Genomic DNA, 14,452 nt, shown 5'->3' with positions numbered 1-14,452 from the left:
GAGCCTACTCGAAGGCGGCGGCCGCCCGGCCCAGGCGGTCGTTCACCGCCCGCCATTCGGGCGTATCCGGACAGCGCTGCACCCAGATATGCTCGTACTGGCCCTGGTCCAGGCGACGCAGCATGGCGTACAAGTCCTGTGCGTAGGCCTGCGGCTCGGGCGAGCATACATGCCAGTCGTGCCGGTCCGCTGCAAAAGGCGGCAAGGCGGCGAAAGCCACCACGGCGTGCCGCCCGCCCTGGGACAGCACGGCCTTGAGCGCGGGCACGGACTGCTCGTCGAACAGCGACAGCGGCGTGCGCGGCGCATAGTGCGCCTTGAGGCTGCCCGAGACCTGCGGCGCCTGCGCGTCGGGGCCGGCAGGTTCGTAGCCGATGACCTGCGCGATCATGGCGGCCGTGATGTGGCCGGGACGCAGCAGCACGGCTCCCAGGCCCTGCCGGGTTCGCGACACATCCACGATGGTCGACTCGATGCCCACTTCCGAAGGGCCGGCTTCCAGGATCAGCAGTTCGTCAGAGGACAGGTCGGAGAACTCGTCGCGCACGTGGCTGGCGGCCGTGGGCGAAACCTGGCCGAACTTGTTGGCCGACGGCGCGGCCACGCCCGCCTGTCCGCTGGGCCTGAGCGCCGCCATGCGCTGCAGCAGGGCTTGGGCCACGGGATGCGAGGGGCAGCGCAGGCCTATGGTGGCCTGGCCGCCGCTGACCGTGTCCGGGATGCGCGGGTTGCGCGGCAGGATCAGCGTCAGCGGCCCCGGCCAGAAGGCGGCGATCAGTTGCTGCGCCAGGGGCGGCAGCTCGGACGCCCAGTAAAGCAGGTCGGCCTGCGGCGCCACGTGCACGATCAGGGGATGGTCGGACGGACGCCCCTTGGCGCGGTAGATGCGCCGCACCGCATCGGGATTCTCGGCGTCGGCGCCCAGGCCATAGACGGTTTCGGTGGGAAAGGCCACCAGCCCGCCTTGCGCCAGGCGCTCGGCGGCCCGTTGGATGTCCTGGTCGGAAGGATGAAGGACGGCGTCAGTCATGATCGAAGGCGATGCGCAAGGCGGCGGCGGCCTGGGCGGCGCGCTGGCGGACCTGCGCGTCGGACTCGCCCACCACATTGACGTGGCCCATCTTGCGGCCATGGCGCGCCTGCGCCTTGCCGTACAGGTGCAGGGACACGCCGGGAATGGCCAGCAGGCCGGCCCAATCCGGCTCGCGATGCGCGCCCTGCTCGTCGAACCAGATGTCGCCCAGGATGTTCAGCATGATGGACGGACACAGGGCCTGAGTGCTGCCCAGCGGCAGGGCCGCCATGACGCGCGCCTGCTGTTCGAACTGGCTGCTGACGCAGGCGTTCATGGTGTAGTGGCCGCTGTTGTGCGGGCGCGGCGCCACTTCGTTGGCCAGCAGGCGGCCGTCCTTCAGGATGAAGAATTCCACGCACAGCACGCCGTAGTAGTCCAGCGTGCGGGCGATGGCCGCCGCGGCCGAGCGGGCCTGCTCGGACAAGGCATCGTCCTGGAACTGGTCGCTGACGGTGGACACGGCCAGGATGCCGTCGCGATGTTCATTGCGGGCGCAGGGAAAGGTCTGGACCTGCCCGTCCAGGCCGCGCGCCAGGACCACGGAGATCTCCGACTCCAGGGGCTGCAGGGCTTCCAGCACGCAAGGCTTGGAGCCGAATTCGGCAAAGGCCGCCAGGGCCTCGTCAAGGTTGGCGACGCGAGCCTGGCCCTTGCCGTCATAGCCGAAGCGCGCCGTCTTGAGGATACCTGGGAACAGGCCGGCATCGGCCGTCTGCAGGTCGGCTGCGCTTTCGATGGCGGCATAAGGCGCCACCGGCACGCCGGCCTGAACGATGAAGGCTTTCTCTCGGATGCGGTCCTGCACGATCCCAACGGCATGCCCCGACGGGGTGACGCGGGTATGGCGGGCCAGGGTCAGCAGCGATTCGGCGGGCACGTTCTCGAATTCGGTGCTGACGGCCTGGCACAGCTCGCCCAGGCGGGCCAGCGCATCGGTGTCGTCGTAGGGCGCGCACACATGAAGGTCCGCCACGGCGCCGGCGGGGCTGGCCGTGTCCGGGTCCAGCACCGCCACCTTGTAGCCCAGGCTCTGGGCGGAGTGGCAGAACATGCGGCCCAGCTGGCCGCCCCCTATCATGCCCAGCCAGGAGCCGGGGACCAGTAGGGCAGCGTCGGTAGTCGGGGTAGTCATAGCAGGGCAGTAATCAGGCAGAAACGGGTGGGACGACCATGGCGCGGGCCGCCTCGGTCTGGCGGGCGCGGAAGGCGATCAGTTTTTCGGTCAGCTCGACATCGTTGACCGCCAGGTTGGCGATGACGTGCAAGGCGGCATTGGCGGCGCCGGCTTCGCCGATGGCGAAGGTGGCCACGGGCACGCCCTTGGGCATCTGCACGATGGACAGCAGGGAGTCCTCGCCGCGCAGGTAGCGCGAGGGCACGGGCACGCCGAACACGGGCAGATGCGTCAGCGCAGCCAGCATGCCCGGCAGGTGGGCCGCGCCGCCGGCGCCGGCGATGACGGCCTTCAGGCCGCGCGCGGGCGCCTGGGCGCCGTATTCCACCATGTCGATGGGCATGCGATGCGCGGACACCACCCGGCATTCGTAGGGCACGCCGAACTCATCCAGCACGGCCACCGCCTGTTTCATGACCTCCCAGTCGCTGGAGGAGCCCATGACGATGCCCACCACGGGAGAGGGACCGGTAGAAGAAGATGCGCTTGCGCTCATAAGAAATGCACCAATTCAGAAAAGGACGAAGGCGCCAGCCATGCAGCGGCGCCTTGCTGAAGGACGGGAAAGCAGGATCAGGCCGTCAGGCGATCCAGGGCTTCGCGGTACTTGGCGGCCGTGCGGCGCGCCACTTCCTCGGGCAGGCGCGGCGCGGGCGGCGTCTTGTCCCAGACCTGGGTTTCCAGCCAGTCGCGCACGAACTGCTTGTCGTAGGACGGCGGGCTGATGCCTTCGGCATAGCTGTCGGCAGGCCAGAAACGGGAGGAGTCGGGCGTCAGCACCTCGTCCATCAGGTGCAGCCGGCCCTGCTCATCCAGGCCGAACTCGAACTTGGTGTCGGCGATGATGATGCCGCGGCTGGCGGCGTAGTCGGCGGCCTCGGTGTACAGGCGCAGGGTGACGTCGCGGATCTGTTCGGCCAGTTCGCGGCCCACTTCCTTGACGACGTAGTCGAAGTCGACGTTCTCGTCGTGCGAACCGAACTCGGCCTTGGCGGCAGGCGTGAACAGGACCTCGGGCAGCTTGGCGGCCTGTTTGAGACCGGCGGGCAAGGTGATTCCGCACAGCGTGCCGGTGGCCTGGTAATCCTTCCAGCCGGAGCCGATCAGGTAGCCGCGGGCCACGGCCTCGACCAGCACGGGCTTCAGGCGCTTGACCACCACGGAGCGGCCGGCGACCTGCTCGCATTCGTTGGGGGCCACCACGTCGGCCGGGTCGATGCCGGTGGAATGGTTGGGGATGATGTGCGCAAGCTTGTTCAGCCAGAATTCGGTCATCTGGGTCAGAACGGCGCCCTTGCCGGGAATGGGGTCATCCAGAATCACATCGAACGCCGAGATGCGGTCGCTCGCCACGATCAACAACTTATCATCACCCACGGCGTACATGTCCCGGACCTTGCCGCGCGCGATCAGCGGCAGGGACTTCAGGCTGGATTGATGTAAGGGCTCTTGCACGATTTCATCCTTGAAACGAAAACATCCCGCTGGCCGGAGAAGCTGGCGGGACGACAGTCCCGGCGCCGCGGGCGCCGGGGGTAAAGACGGGACGGGGGCAGACGGCGAGGACGCGCATGCCCGGGCCCGTCAGACGGTTACTGAACGATCTGGGCCAGCTGGCCGGAGGCATACTGGCGAGCGATCTCGTCCAGCGGAATGGCCTTGATCTTGGAGGCGTTGCCGGCCGTGCCGAACTGCTGGTAGCGGGCGATGCACACCTTCTTGGCGGCTTCGCGGGCGGGCTTGAGGTATTCGCGCGGGTCGAACTTCTCGGGATTCTCGAACATGAAGCGGCGGATGGCGGCCGTCATGGCCAGGCGAATGTCCGTGTCGATGTTGACCTTGCGCACGCCGTACTTGATGGCTTCCTGGATTTCCTCCACGGGCACGCCATAGGTTTCCTTCATGTTGCCGCCGAACTGGCGAATCTCGGCCAGCAGTTCCTGGGGAACGCTGGAGCTGCCGTGCATCACCAGGTGGGTGTTGGGCAGGCGGCGGTGGATTTCCTTGACGCGCTCGATGGACAGGATGTCGCCGGTGGGCTTGCGGGTGAACTTGTAGGCGCCATGGCTGGTGCCGATGGCGATCGCCAGGGCGTCCAGCTGAGTGCGCTTGACGAAATCGGCGGCCTGCTCGGGATCGGTCAGCAGCTGGTCCAGGGTCAGGGTGCCGTCGGCGCCGTGGCCGTCTTCCTTGTCGCCCTGCATGGTTTCCAGCGAACCCAGGCAGCCCAGCTCGCCTTCCACGGTCACGCCCAGCTTGTGGGCCATGTCCACCACTTTGCGGGTGACGTCCACGTTGTATTCGTAGTCGGCGATGGTCTTGCCGTCGGGCAGCAGCGAGCCGTCCATCATGACGCTGGAAAAGCCCAGGGCGATGGCGCCCTGGCAGACGTCGGGCGACTGGCCGTGGTCCTGGTGCATGACCACGGGGATGTGCGGGTAGGCTTCCACGGCGGCTTCGATCAGGTGGCGCAGGAAGGCTTCGCCGGCGTACTTGCGGGCGCCGGCCGAGGCCTGCATGATGACGGGGCTGTCCGTCTCCGACGCTGCTTCCATGATGGCCTGGACCTGCTCCAGGTTGTTGACGTTGAACGCTGGAATACCATAACCGTGCTCGGCTGCGTGATCGAGCAGCTGGCGCATGGAAACTAGGGCCATGAGAAGACCTCCTGAAGACGAAATTGATTGAAAACGTGGCTACGCATTTTAAATGCGAACCCGATTGTGTGCTTGACGGTTCAAGGGCCTGGCCGGCGCGCCGACTTGGGTCGGAACGCCTGGACCACCTCGTCGCGGGTTTGCGCGTAAGGTCCGCCGATGAGATCGATGCAATAAGGCACGGCCGCGAAGATGCCGGGAACCAGCACCCGTCCGGACTCCGGATCACGCAATCCTTCCAGGGTCTCCTGGATGGCCTTGGGCTGCCCCGGCAGGTTGATGATCAGGGCGGCGTGGTCCTGGATTTCACGGATGACCGCGACTTGTCGCGACAAAATCGCTGTTGGTACGAATTTTAAACTGATTTGCCGCATCTGTTCACCGAAACCGGGCATTTCGCGCGTGCCGGCGTCCAGGGTGGCCTCCGGAGTCACGTCGCGCCGCGCGGGCCCCGTTCCCCCGGTGGTCAGGATCAGGTCGCAGCCGGCTTCGACCAGGTCTATCAGCGTGCCGGTGATCAGGGGGCGCTCGTCGGGAATCAGGCGCTCTTCATAGAGCGGGGTCACCGTCAGGGCCGAATCCAGCCAGCGGCGCAGCGCAGGGATGCCCTCGTCCTGGTACTGGCCGCTGGATGCCCGGTCGGACACCGACACCAGGCCGATGATGAGCTGGTCGGGATGCTGGCGCTGGGACTGCAGGTGTAAAGACATGTTTTTCCTTGCAACAGAATGAGCGCAGGCCTCGCCAGAGGCCTGCCGACAACAGCATTGTAGCGGGAGGACGACGCCTCAGATGCAGCGGCCGCCGTCGACCTCGATGCAGGCGCCGGTGATGAAGTCCGCTTCGTCCGAAGCCAGATAGAGCGCCGCGGAGGCCACGTCGCGCGGCGTCGAGAAACGCCCCAGCGGAATGCCGGCAAGAAAGCGGGCGCGGTTCTCGGGCGTGTCGGGCATGCCCATGAATTCCTCCAGCAAGCCCGTATCGCCGATCACCGGGTTGACGCAATTGACCCGTATCCTGTCGGGTCCCAGCTCGGCCGCCATGCCCTTGCTGATGGTCACCACGGCGCCCTTGGTGCCGTTGTACCAGACCAGGCCGGGGCGCGGGCGCAGCGCGGCCGTCGAGGCGATGTTGACGAAGGCGCCGCCGCCCTGCGCCCGGAAGTACGGCACGAAGTGGCGCGCCGTCCAGTAGATGCTCTTGACGTTCACGGCATAGACATGATCGAACTCGCTTTCAGTGACCTCCAGCAGCGGCTTGTTGCGATGCGTGGTGCCCGCATTGTTGACCACCACGTGCAGTCCGCCGCACTCGCGCAGCGCGATGTCCAGCAAGGCCTCGACCTCGTCGCCGTGCGAGACGTTGCAGGGCGCGAACATGGCCTGTCCGCCCTGCGCCTGGATATGGGCGGCGGCGGCCTGCCCTTTCTCGGCGTTCAGATCGGCGATCAGCACGCGCGCGCCTTCGCGGGCGAAGCATTGCGCAATCCCAAAGCCGAATCCCGATGCGCCACCGGTCACGATGGCCACCTTGTCTTGCAAACGCATGGTTGTCTCCTTGCTGTCAGATGAATGGGCGGCCCGCGGGCCGCCCCTGGTTCGCCCCCGAAGGCGCCGGAGCGCCCGCAAAGGCTGTGGGCCGCAGCGCTCTCAGGCGCCGTCGTGCCGCACCGCCACGGTCTTGAGGCTGGTCAGGGCGTACAAGGCTTCGAAGCCTTTCTCGCGCCCGATGCCGGACTGGCCGGAACCGCCGAAAGGCAGTTCCACGCCGCCGCCGGCGCCATAATTGTTGATGAAGACCTGGCCGGCGCGCAGGCGCCGCGCCAGCCGTATCTGCCGGGCGCCGTCGCGCGTCCACACGCCGGCCACCAGGCTGTAGGGCGTGCCGTTGGCCAGGGCGACGGCTTCGTCCTCGGTGCCGAAAGGCTGCGCCACCAGCACCGGGCCGAAGATTTCCTCCTGCGCCAGCCGGTGCTGGGCCGGGACGTGGTCCAGCAGCACGGGCACCTGGTAGAAGCCGCCCTTGGGAGCCTGGGAATCAAGCTTGCCCTGGGCGACCACGGCGATGCCGTCCTCCTCCAGCCCGTCCAGATAGGAGCGCACCCGCTCCAGCTGCCGGGCGCTGATCAGCGGCCCGCAATCCAGGTTGTCGGACGCCGCGCCGGTCAGCAGCCCCTTGAAGGCCTGAGCCAGCCGGTCCAGGAAATCGCCGTAGACGGCCCGCTGGATCAGCACGCGGCTGCCGGCCGAACAGGTCTGGCCGGCGTTCTGCACGATGGCGTTGACCACCACGGGCAGCGCGGCGTCCAGATCGGCGTCGGAGAACACCAGCTGGGGGGACTTGCCGCCCAGCTCCAGGGTGACGGGCACGAAATTCTGCGCGGCCAGCAAGGCCACCAGCCGCCCGGTGGAGGGAGAACCCGTGAAGGAAATGTGATTGATGCCCGGATGGGACGCCAGCGCCTGCCCCGCCTCCGCGCCCAGGCCGGTGCAGATGTTGAGCACGCCGGCCGGCAGCCCGGCCTCGTTGAGCAGCTCGGCCACGCGCAGCAGGGACAGGCTGGCGTCCTCGGCCGGCTTGACCACGCAGGCATTGCCCGCCGCCAGCGAGGCGGCCACGCTGCGCCCGAAGATCTGCAGGGGATAGTTCCAGGGAATGATGTGCGCCGTCACGCCCAAAGGCTCGCGCAGGGTGAAGGCCGTCATATCCGGCCCCAGGGGGATGGTCTGGCCGTGCAGCTTGTCCACCGCGCCGGCGTAGAACTCGAAATAGCGCGCGATGGCGGCGGCGTCGGCCTGGGCTTGGCGCAGGGGCTTGCCGGTGTCGCGCGACTCCAGCCTGGCCAGCTCCTCGCGGGCGTCGGACAGCATGCGCGCGCAGCGCAGCAGCAACTGGCTGCGCTGGGCGGCGCCCAGGCCTCGCCAATGGGCCTGGCTGGCGCGCTGGGCCGCCTTGACCGCCCAGTCCACGTCCACCTCCGAGGACTGGGCCAGGCGGGCGAAAACCTCGCCGGTGGAAGGATCCGTCACCGGCAGCAGCGCGCCGCTTTCCGCCCCCAGATATTGCCCGTCAATCCAATTGCGACACTCCATGACTGCCTCCGATGCTATCGTTATACCAGCCGACATGAGCTCTGCTCGACAACCATTCTACTCAAGGACATGCCGCTGTGGACCCACGAGACTGTACTTTGCTGCTGGCCGGAGCCGGAGACCTGGGCCGGCGCGCCGGCCTGCTGGCCTTGCGAGAGGAATGGCAGGTCATGGGACTGCGCCGCCACCCGCCCGCCGACGACTCGACCGGCATCGAATGGGTGGCCGCCGACCTGGGCGAACCCGCCACCCTGCGCCTGAAGCACCGCGCCATCACGCACGTGCTCTATGCGGTCTCGCCCGACCAGCGCAGCCAGGCCGCCTACGAACGCGTCTTTCTGCAAGGCCTGGAAAATCTGCTGAATGAACTGGATTTGCGCGCGCTCAAACGCCTGGTGTTCGTGTCCTCCACGGCGGTCTATGGGCCGGCCTCGGACTGGCTGGATGAAAACTCCCCCACCCTGCCCACCCACTTCAACGGCCAGGTCCTGCTGCGGGCCGAACAGATGCTGCAGCACCTGATACCCGCCCAGGCCGTGGTGCTGCGCCCTTCGGGCCTGTACGGCCCTGGCCGCACCCAGCTGCTGGACCGCCTGCGCCAGGGCCGCGCCACGGTGCCCGACGACCCGAACCAATGGGCCAACCGCTTCCACATCGAAGACGCGGCCCGCGCCTGCCTGCACCTGTTGCGCATCCCGGCGCCCTTTCCCTGCTACATCGGCACGGACAGCCGCCCCTACCGGATCACCGAACTGTACGACGGCCTGGCGGACCTGCTGCAGGTTGCCCGCCCCGCCCGCGTACCCGCCGGCGAGGGCGGCAAGCGCCTGAGCAATCAGCGCCTGCTGGACAGCGGCTTCGAGCTGAACTGGCCGGACGCCCTGAACGGCTATGCCCAGCTGATCCGCGACGGGGCGTGACGGGCGAAGCCACGGCCGCCAGACAACTTCATGAGCAATGAGCCCGGCGGTATCGCCGGTGAATAACTGAGTCCGTCCGGACCGATGGCGCTCGAGGACACGGAAACTTCCGACCCGCCTGGCGTTAAAAAAGCCAGTCAGCGCAAGACTGACTGGCTTTCATGCCTGTACTTGAAAACGCCGCGCCGCCCCGTGAATCCGGATGACGCGGTCGTCTTGAAAATCAGGCGCGGTCTTCCAGGGCGGCCACGGCCGGCAGGCGCTTGCCTTCCAGGAACTCCAGGAAGGCGCCGCCGCCGGTGGAAATGTAGCCCACCTGATCGCCGATGCCGAACTGGGCGATGGCGGCCAGGGTGTCGCCGCCGCCGGCGATCGAGAAGGCCGGCGAGGAGGCGATGGCGCGCGACAGGGTTTCGGTGCCCTGCGCGAAGGCGGGAAACTCGAACACGCCCAGCGGGCCGTTCCACACCACGGTGCCGGCCTTGGCGATGATGTCCGCGATCTGGCCGGCCGTCCGCGGCCCCACGTCCAGAATCATGTCATCGTCCTGGACCTGATCGGCCGACTTGGTCTGCGCGGGCGCATCCGCGGCAAAGGACTTGGCGCACACCACGTCCACCGGGATGGGCACCTCGGCGCCGCGCTCTTTCATGATGCGGATCACTTCGCGCGCCTCGTCCAGCTGGCTTTCCTCGACCAGGGACTTGCCCACGGGCAGGCCGCTGGCCAGCATGAAGGTATTGGCGATGCCGCCGCCCACCACCAGCTGGTCCACCTTGGCGGCCAGGGCGCGCAGGATGGACAGCTTGGTGGAGACCTTGGCGCCGCCCACGATGGCCACCAGGGGGCGGGCAGGTTCGTGCAGGGCGCGACCCAGGGCCTTCAGTTCGGCTTCCAGCAGCGGACCGGCACAGGCTACGGGCGCGAAGCGGGCGATGCCTTCCGTGGTCGCTTCGGCGCGATGCGCAGTGCCGAAGGCGTCATTCACGTAGACATCGCACAGGGCGGCCATCTTGCGGGCCAGTTCAGGATTGTTTTTCTTTTCGCCGACGTTACAGCGGCAGTTCTCCAGCAGCACGACCTGGCCGGGCGAGACCTGCACGCCGTCGAGCCAGTCGCGGCGCAGTTCCACCGGCATGCCCAGCAGCTCGGACAGGCGCTGGGCCACGGGAGCCAGGGAGTCGGCTTCCGTGAATTCGCCTTCCTTGGGGCGGCCCAGATGGGAGGTGACCATGACGGCCGCACCGGCGTCCAGCGCCATGCGAATGGCCGGCACGGACGCGCGCACGCGCGTGTCCTCGGTGATGCGTCCGTCCTGCAGCGGCACGTTCAGGTCGGAGCGAATGAATACCCGTTTTCCGCGCAGCGCATCGCTGTCAGCTAGCGCAGACAAAGTCTTGATGGTAGTAGACATGATTTTTTGTTGTGGGAATTAACGTGACAAGGGCGGGATGACCCGCCCTTGCCGGTCTGTCGGCTTACTTGGCCGACATCAGTGCAACCGTGCTGTCCAGCATGCGAATGGAGAAGGCCCATTCGTTGTCGTACCAGGCGGCGACCTTGACCATATTGCCGCCGGTGACCTTGGTCAACAGGGAGTCCACGGTGCTGGAGGCCGTGGTGTGGTTGAAGTCGATGGACACCAGAGGCTCGGTGCAGTAGTCCAGGATGCCTTTCATGTAGCCTTCGGAAGCGCTCTTGAGGATGCCGTTGACTTCTTCGACCGTGGTGTTGCGGCTGGCCACGAAGGTCAGGTCCACCATGGAGACGTTGATGGTGGGCACGCGCACGGCATAGCCGTCCAGCTTGCCGTTCAGCTCGGGCAGCACCAGGCCCACGGCCGCGGCGGCGCCGGTCTTGGTGGGGATCATGCTGCTGGTGGCGGAACGGGCGCGGCGCATGTCCTTGTGGCGCACGTCGGTCAGCACCTGGTCGTTGGTGTAGGCGTGGATGGTGGTCATCAGGCCGCTGACCACGCCCAGTTCCTTGTGCAGGGGAGCGACCAGGGGAGCCAGGCAGTTGGTCGTGCAGGAAGCGTTGGAGATGACGGTGTCCGTGCTCTTGAGGATGTCGTGGTTCACGCCATAGACGATGGTGGCGTCCACGTCCTTGCCGCCGGGCGCGGAAATGATGACCTTCTTGGCGCCGGCCTTGATGTGGTCATTGGCTTTTTCCTTGGAGGTGAAGGCGCCGGTGCATTCCAGCACCACGTCCACATCCAGTTCGGCCCAGGGCAGGGTCAGCGCATCGCGCTGGCTCAGCAGGCGGATGCGGTCGCCGTTGACCACCAGGTGATCGCCGTCCAGCTTGACGTCGGCGTTGAAGCGGCCGTGCACCGAGTCGTAGCGGGTCAGGTGTTCGTTGATCTCGGCACCGCCCGAGGCGTTGATGGCCACGATCTCGATGTCGTGCTTCTTGCCGTACTCGTAATGGGCACGCAGGACCATGCGGCCGATGCGACCATAACCATTGATTGCGACGCGAATCGTCATTTCAGGGACTCCAATTACAGAATTCGTTGTACCGCCGCGGCGACATTGTCCGCCGTCAGGCCGAAATGCTTGAACAGGACGCCGGCGGGGGCGGACTCGCCGTAGGTGTCGATGCCCACGACGGCGCCTTCCAGGCCTACGTACTTGAACCAGAGCCCGGTCGTGCCGGCCTCGACGGCCACGCGCGGCAGGCCGGGCGTAAGCACGCGGTCGCGCCATTGGGCGTCCTGGGCATCGAACAGGTTGGTGCAGGGCATGGACACCACGCGGGTCGGGATGCCTTGCGCGGCCAGCTGCTCCTGGGCCTGCAGCGCCAGGGCCACTTCGGAGCCGGTCGCCATGATGATGGCGCGGGCGCCTTCGGCATCGCGCAGCACGTAGCCGCCGCGACGGATGTCCTGGATGGTCTGGGCGTCGCGGGCCACGAAAGGCAGGTTCTGGCGCGACAGCAGCAGCGCGCTGGGGCCGCCGTCACGCACGTCCATGCCGATGCTGGCTGGTCGCTCCACGGCGCAGGCCCAGGCCACGGCGGTTTCCGTGGTGTCGCAGGGACGCCAGACGTGCAGGTTGGGGATCAGGCGCAGGCTGTTGGCATGCTCGATGGACTGGTGGGTGGGACCGTCTTCGCCCAGGCCGATGGAATCGTGGGTGAACACGTGCACCACGCGCTGCTTCATCAGGGCGGCCATGCGGATGGCGTTGCGCGAATAATCGGAGAAGGTCAGGAAGGTGCCGCCGAACGGCAGGTAGCCGCCGTGCAAGGCCAGGCCGTTCATGATGGCGGCCATGCCGAACTCGCGCACGCCGTAGTTGATGTGGCGGCCGAAGTGCACGCCGTCTTCGTGGGCGCGCACGGCCTGGGCGCCCTTCCAGTCGGTGAAGTTGGAGCCGGTCAGGTCGGCCGAGCCGCCCAGCATCTCGGGCAGCAGCTCCACCAGCGCGGCGATGGCGAATTGCGAAGCCTTGCGGGAAGCCACGGTTTCGGCCTTTTCGGCGGTGGCGGCGATGAACTCCTGCACCTTGGCGGCGAAGCCCTCGGGCAGCTCGCCCTTCAGGCGGCGCTCCAGTTCGGCGGCCAGCTCGGGGTGGGCCTGGCGGTAGGCGTCGAAACGCGACTGCCAGCCGGCCTGCAGGGCGGCGCCCTTCTCGCGGCCGTCCCAGGCCTGGTAGATATCCTGAGGGATTTCGAAGGGACCATGGTTCCAGCCCAGCGCGGCGCGCGTGGCGGCGATTTCATCGGCGCCCAGCGGAGCGCCGTGCACTTTCTCGGAGCCTGCGGCATTGGGCGCGCCCTTGCCGATGACGGTGCGGCAGCAGATCAGGGTTGGGCCGGCGCCTTCGGAGGCGTTGCGCCGGGCCTGCTCGATGGCGGCCTCGATGGAAGCGGCATCGTGGCCATCCACGGCGCGGATCACGTTCCAGCCGTAGCTTTCGAAGCGCGCGGGCGTGTCGTCGCCGAACCAGTTCTTCACCTGGCCGTCGATGGAGATGCCGTTGTCATCGTAGAACACGATCAGCTTGGAGAGCTTCAGGGTCCCGGCCAGGGAGCAGGCTTCGTGGGACACCCCTTCCATCAGGCAGCCGTCGCCGGCAAAGACCCAGGTCAGGTGGTCCACGATGTCGTGGCCTTCGCGGTTGAACTCGCGCGCCAGCAGGGCTTCAGCCAGGGCGAAGCCCACGGCGTTGCCCAGGCCCTGGCCCAGCGGACCGGTGGTGGTCTCGACGCCGGCCGTGATGCCCACTTCGGGGTGACCGGGCGTGCGCGAATGCATCTGGCGGAAATTGCGCAGTTCCTCGATGGGCAGATCGTAGCCCGTCAGGTGCAGCAAGGCATAGATCAGCATGGAACCGTGGCCGTTTGACAACACAAAGCGGTCGCGATCAAACCAGGCGGGGTCCGAGGGGTTGTGTTTCAGGTGCCTGGACCACAGAACCTGGGCGATATCGGCCATGCCCATGGGCGCACCGGGGTGACCGGAATTCGCTTGTTGCACGGCATCCATAGACAAGGCGCGGATGGCGTTGGCTAGGGTTTTATCAGAGGCTGACGCAAGATCCATTAGAAGCTCGTTGGGGCGCGGGCAGCAGCGGGTCCGGCGTTGCGGACGGCCCACGGCCCGGATTAGTTTATAAAACGCGCTATTTTAGCATTGCTGGCGCTAAACCGCCGCGACACGCTGCCGCCGGGGTACGGTATGCTTGTGCCGTTTTTTGTGTTCCTTGGTGTCCGGATATGGCCGCTCCCCGTTTTTATCATCCCCTCCCCCTGGAGTCCGGCGCTCATGTCGCCCTGCCCGAGGCGCTGGCGCATCACGCCATCCGCGTGCTGCGCCTGGCCGACGGCGCCGACATCGTGCTGTTCGACGGCCAGGGCGCCCAGTACCCGGCCACGCTGCGCATGGAAGGCAAGAAGGGCTATGCCTTCCTGGGCCAGGCCCAGGCCCCGGCCACCGAGCTGGCCGGCCGCATCACCGTGCTGCAAGGCATCGCCTCGGGCGACAAGATGGACTGGATCATCGAGAAGGCGGTGGAAATAGGCGTCTGCCATTTCGTACCCGTCCGCGCCCGGCGCAGCGTTCTGCAGCTCAATGCCGAGCGCCAGGCCAAGCGCCTGGCGCACTGGCAGCGCGTGATCGAATCGGCCAGCGAACAGTGCGGACGCAACCGCCTGATGACGCTGTCCGAACCCCTGACCCTGGCGGACTATTTCCGCCAGCCCCGGACCGGCCTGCACCTGTTCTGCGATCCCGAGGCGCCGCAGACGCTGGCGCAGGCCATTTCACCGGACCAGCAGGACATCGTGATCCTGATCGGCCCCGAAGGCGGCTGGGCGGACGAGGAACAAGAGGCCGCGCTGCGCGCGCAGGCCCAGGCCATCCGCTTCGGCCGGCGGGTGCTGCGCACCGAAACCGCCGCCCTGGCCCTGGGCGCGGCCATCAGCGCGCTGCAGGGCTGGGAATGAGAAGGGCCCCCACGCCGCGCAGGCTGATAAAAAAACTCCGGCTCAAGGCCGGAGTTTTTCATTTGTTCTGTAGCGCATCC

General features: G+C 67.1%; 13 protein-coding genes. 2 read left to right on the top strand and 11 right to left on the bottom strand.

All coding sequences use genetic code 11. The features are described 5' to 3' along the window. Positions 1–4: 4 nt before the first annotated feature. The 8 genes from ACF3ND_RS03565 to ACF3ND_RS03530 all read right to left on the bottom strand — a co-directional run bounded on the left by ACF3ND_RS03565 (position 5) and on the right by ACF3ND_RS03530 (position 7,998). Entirely contained in the window at positions 5–1,030 is a 1,026-nt protein-coding gene (locus ACF3ND_RS03565; protein ID WP_394064310.1) for an L-threonylcarbamoyladenylate synthase, read from the bottom strand. Beyond that, a complete protein-coding gene (locus ACF3ND_RS03560; protein WP_394064308.1) occupies positions 1,023–2,207 on the bottom strand; it encodes a 5-(carboxyamino)imidazole ribonucleotide synthase in 1,185 nt (394 codons plus the stop codon). Before ACF3ND_RS03560 ends, ACF3ND_RS03565 begins: the two co-directional genes overlap by 8 nt. 13 nt (positions 2,208–2,220) lie before the next feature. Continuing rightward, a complete protein-coding gene (gene purE / locus ACF3ND_RS03555) occupies positions 2,221–2,745 on the bottom strand; it encodes a 5-(carboxyamino)imidazole ribonucleotide mutase (protein WP_394064306.1) in 525 nt (174 codons plus the stop codon). 77 nt (positions 2,746–2,822) lie between these two features. Then, positions 2,823–3,704 (bottom strand): phosphoribosylaminoimidazolesuccinocarboxamide synthase, encoded by an 882-nt coding sequence (locus ACF3ND_RS03550; RefSeq protein ID WP_394064304.1) that lies wholly within the window; start codon positions 3,702–3,704, stop codon positions 2,823–2,825. Positions 3,705–3,841: 137 nt separating this feature from the next. After that, entirely contained in the window at positions 3,842–4,906 is a 1,065-nt protein-coding gene (fba, locus tag ACF3ND_RS03545) for a class II fructose-bisphosphate aldolase (protein ID WP_394064302.1), read from the bottom strand. Between the two features lie 80 nt (positions 4,907–4,986). Further along, entirely contained in the window at positions 4,987–5,616 is a 630-nt protein-coding gene (mog, locus tag ACF3ND_RS03540; protein WP_394064300.1) for a molybdopterin adenylyltransferase, read from the bottom strand. Positions 5,617–5,694: 78 nt separating this feature from the next. Then, positions 5,695–6,453 carry an SDR family oxidoreductase gene (locus tag ACF3ND_RS03535; RefSeq protein ID WP_394064298.1) on the bottom strand — a complete coding sequence of 253 codons (759 nt, stop codon included), beginning with the start codon at positions 6,451–6,453 and terminating at the stop codon, positions 5,695–5,697. A gap of 102 nt (positions 6,454–6,555) precedes the next feature. Further along, entirely contained in the window at positions 6,556–7,998 is a 1,443-nt protein-coding gene (locus ACF3ND_RS03530; protein WP_394064296.1) for an aldehyde dehydrogenase family protein, read from the bottom strand. A gap of 77 nt (positions 7,999–8,075) precedes the next feature. Between ACF3ND_RS03530 and ACF3ND_RS03525 the strand changes: the two genes are divergently transcribed. Next, entirely contained in the window at positions 8,076–8,918 is an 843-nt protein-coding gene (locus ACF3ND_RS03525) for an NAD-dependent epimerase/dehydratase family protein (RefSeq protein WP_394064294.1), read from the top strand. A gap of 223 nt (positions 8,919–9,141) precedes the next feature. Here ACF3ND_RS03525 and ACF3ND_RS03520 read toward each other — a convergent pair whose 3' ends face one another. The 3 genes from ACF3ND_RS03520 to tkt all read right to left on the bottom strand — a co-directional run bounded on the left by ACF3ND_RS03520 (position 9,142) and on the right by tkt (position 13,470). Beyond that, the gene (locus ACF3ND_RS03520) at positions 9,142–10,332 is read right to left on the bottom strand and encodes a phosphoglycerate kinase (RefSeq protein ID WP_394064292.1); all 1,191 of its coding nucleotides are present in this window, start codon (positions 10,330–10,332) and stop codon (positions 9,142–9,144) included. Positions 10,333–10,396: 64 nt separating this feature from the next. Beyond that, on the bottom strand, positions 10,397–11,410 hold the full coding sequence (gene gap, locus ACF3ND_RS03515; protein WP_394064290.1) for a type I glyceraldehyde-3-phosphate dehydrogenase: 1,014 nt from the start codon (positions 11,408–11,410) through the stop codon (positions 10,397–10,399). Positions 11,411–11,424: 14 nt separating this feature from the next. Further along, positions 11,425–13,470 (bottom strand): transketolase, encoded by a 2,046-nt coding sequence (tkt, locus tag ACF3ND_RS03510; protein WP_394064288.1) that lies wholly within the window; start codon positions 13,468–13,470, stop codon positions 11,425–11,427. Between the two features lie 173 nt (positions 13,471–13,643). On the opposite strand from tkt, the gene ACF3ND_RS03505 reads away from it, so the two are divergent. Next, positions 13,644–14,372 carry a 16S rRNA (uracil(1498)-N(3))-methyltransferase gene (locus ACF3ND_RS03505; RefSeq protein ID WP_394064286.1) on the top strand — a complete coding sequence of 243 codons (729 nt, stop codon included), beginning with the start codon at positions 13,644–13,646 and terminating at the stop codon, positions 14,370–14,372. The last annotated feature ends 80 nt before the right edge of the window (positions 14,373–14,452 follow it).

The organism is Alcaligenes sp. WGS1538, assembly GCF_043187505.1.
Classification (GTDB): domain Bacteria; phylum Pseudomonadota; class Gammaproteobacteria; order Burkholderiales; family Burkholderiaceae_B; genus Alcaligenes.
Note: the sequence above shows the minus strand (reverse complement) of the source record. Positions and strands in the feature narration are given on the sequence as shown.

Excerpts from the sequence above, each read along its gene's own strand:
- ACF3ND_RS03535 (WP_394064298.1), bottom strand. The coding sequence starts at position 6,453 with ATGCGTTTGCAAGACAAGGTGGCCATCGTGACCGGTGGCGCATCGGGA.
- gap (WP_394064290.1), bottom strand. The coding sequence starts at position 11,410 with ATGACGATTCGCGTCGCAATCAATGGTTATGGTCGCATCGGCCGCATG.
- ACF3ND_RS03520 (WP_394064292.1), bottom strand. The coding sequence starts at position 10,332 with ATGTCTACTACCATCAAGACTTTGTCTGCGCTAGCTGACAGCGATGCG.
- purE (WP_394064306.1), bottom strand. The coding sequence starts at position 2,745 with ATGAGCGCAAGCGCATCTTCTTCTACCGGTCCCTCTCCCGTGGTGGGC.
- ACF3ND_RS03560 (WP_394064308.1), bottom strand. The coding sequence starts at position 2,207 with ATGACTACCCCGACTACCGACGCTGCCCTACTGGTCCCCGGCTCCTGG.
- ACF3ND_RS03505 (WP_394064286.1), top strand. The coding sequence starts at position 13,644 with ATGGCCGCTCCCCGTTTTTATCATCCCCTCCCCCTGGAGTCCGGCGCT.
- mog (WP_394064300.1), bottom strand. The coding sequence starts at position 5,616 with ATGTCTTTACACCTGCAGTCCCAGCGCCAGCATCCCGACCAGCTCATC.
- tkt (WP_394064288.1), bottom strand. The coding sequence starts at position 13,470 with ATGGATCTTGCGTCAGCCTCTGATAAAACCCTAGCCAACGCCATCCGC.
- fba (WP_394064302.1), bottom strand. The coding sequence starts at position 4,906 with ATGGCCCTAGTTTCCATGCGCCAGCTGCTCGATCACGCAGCCGAGCAC.
- ACF3ND_RS03530 (WP_394064296.1), bottom strand. The coding sequence starts at position 7,998 with ATGGAGTGTCGCAATTGGATTGACGGGCAATATCTGGGGGCGGAAAGC.
- ACF3ND_RS03565 (WP_394064310.1), bottom strand. The coding sequence starts at position 1,030 with ATGACTGACGCCGTCCTTCATCCTTCCGACCAGGACATCCAACGGGCC.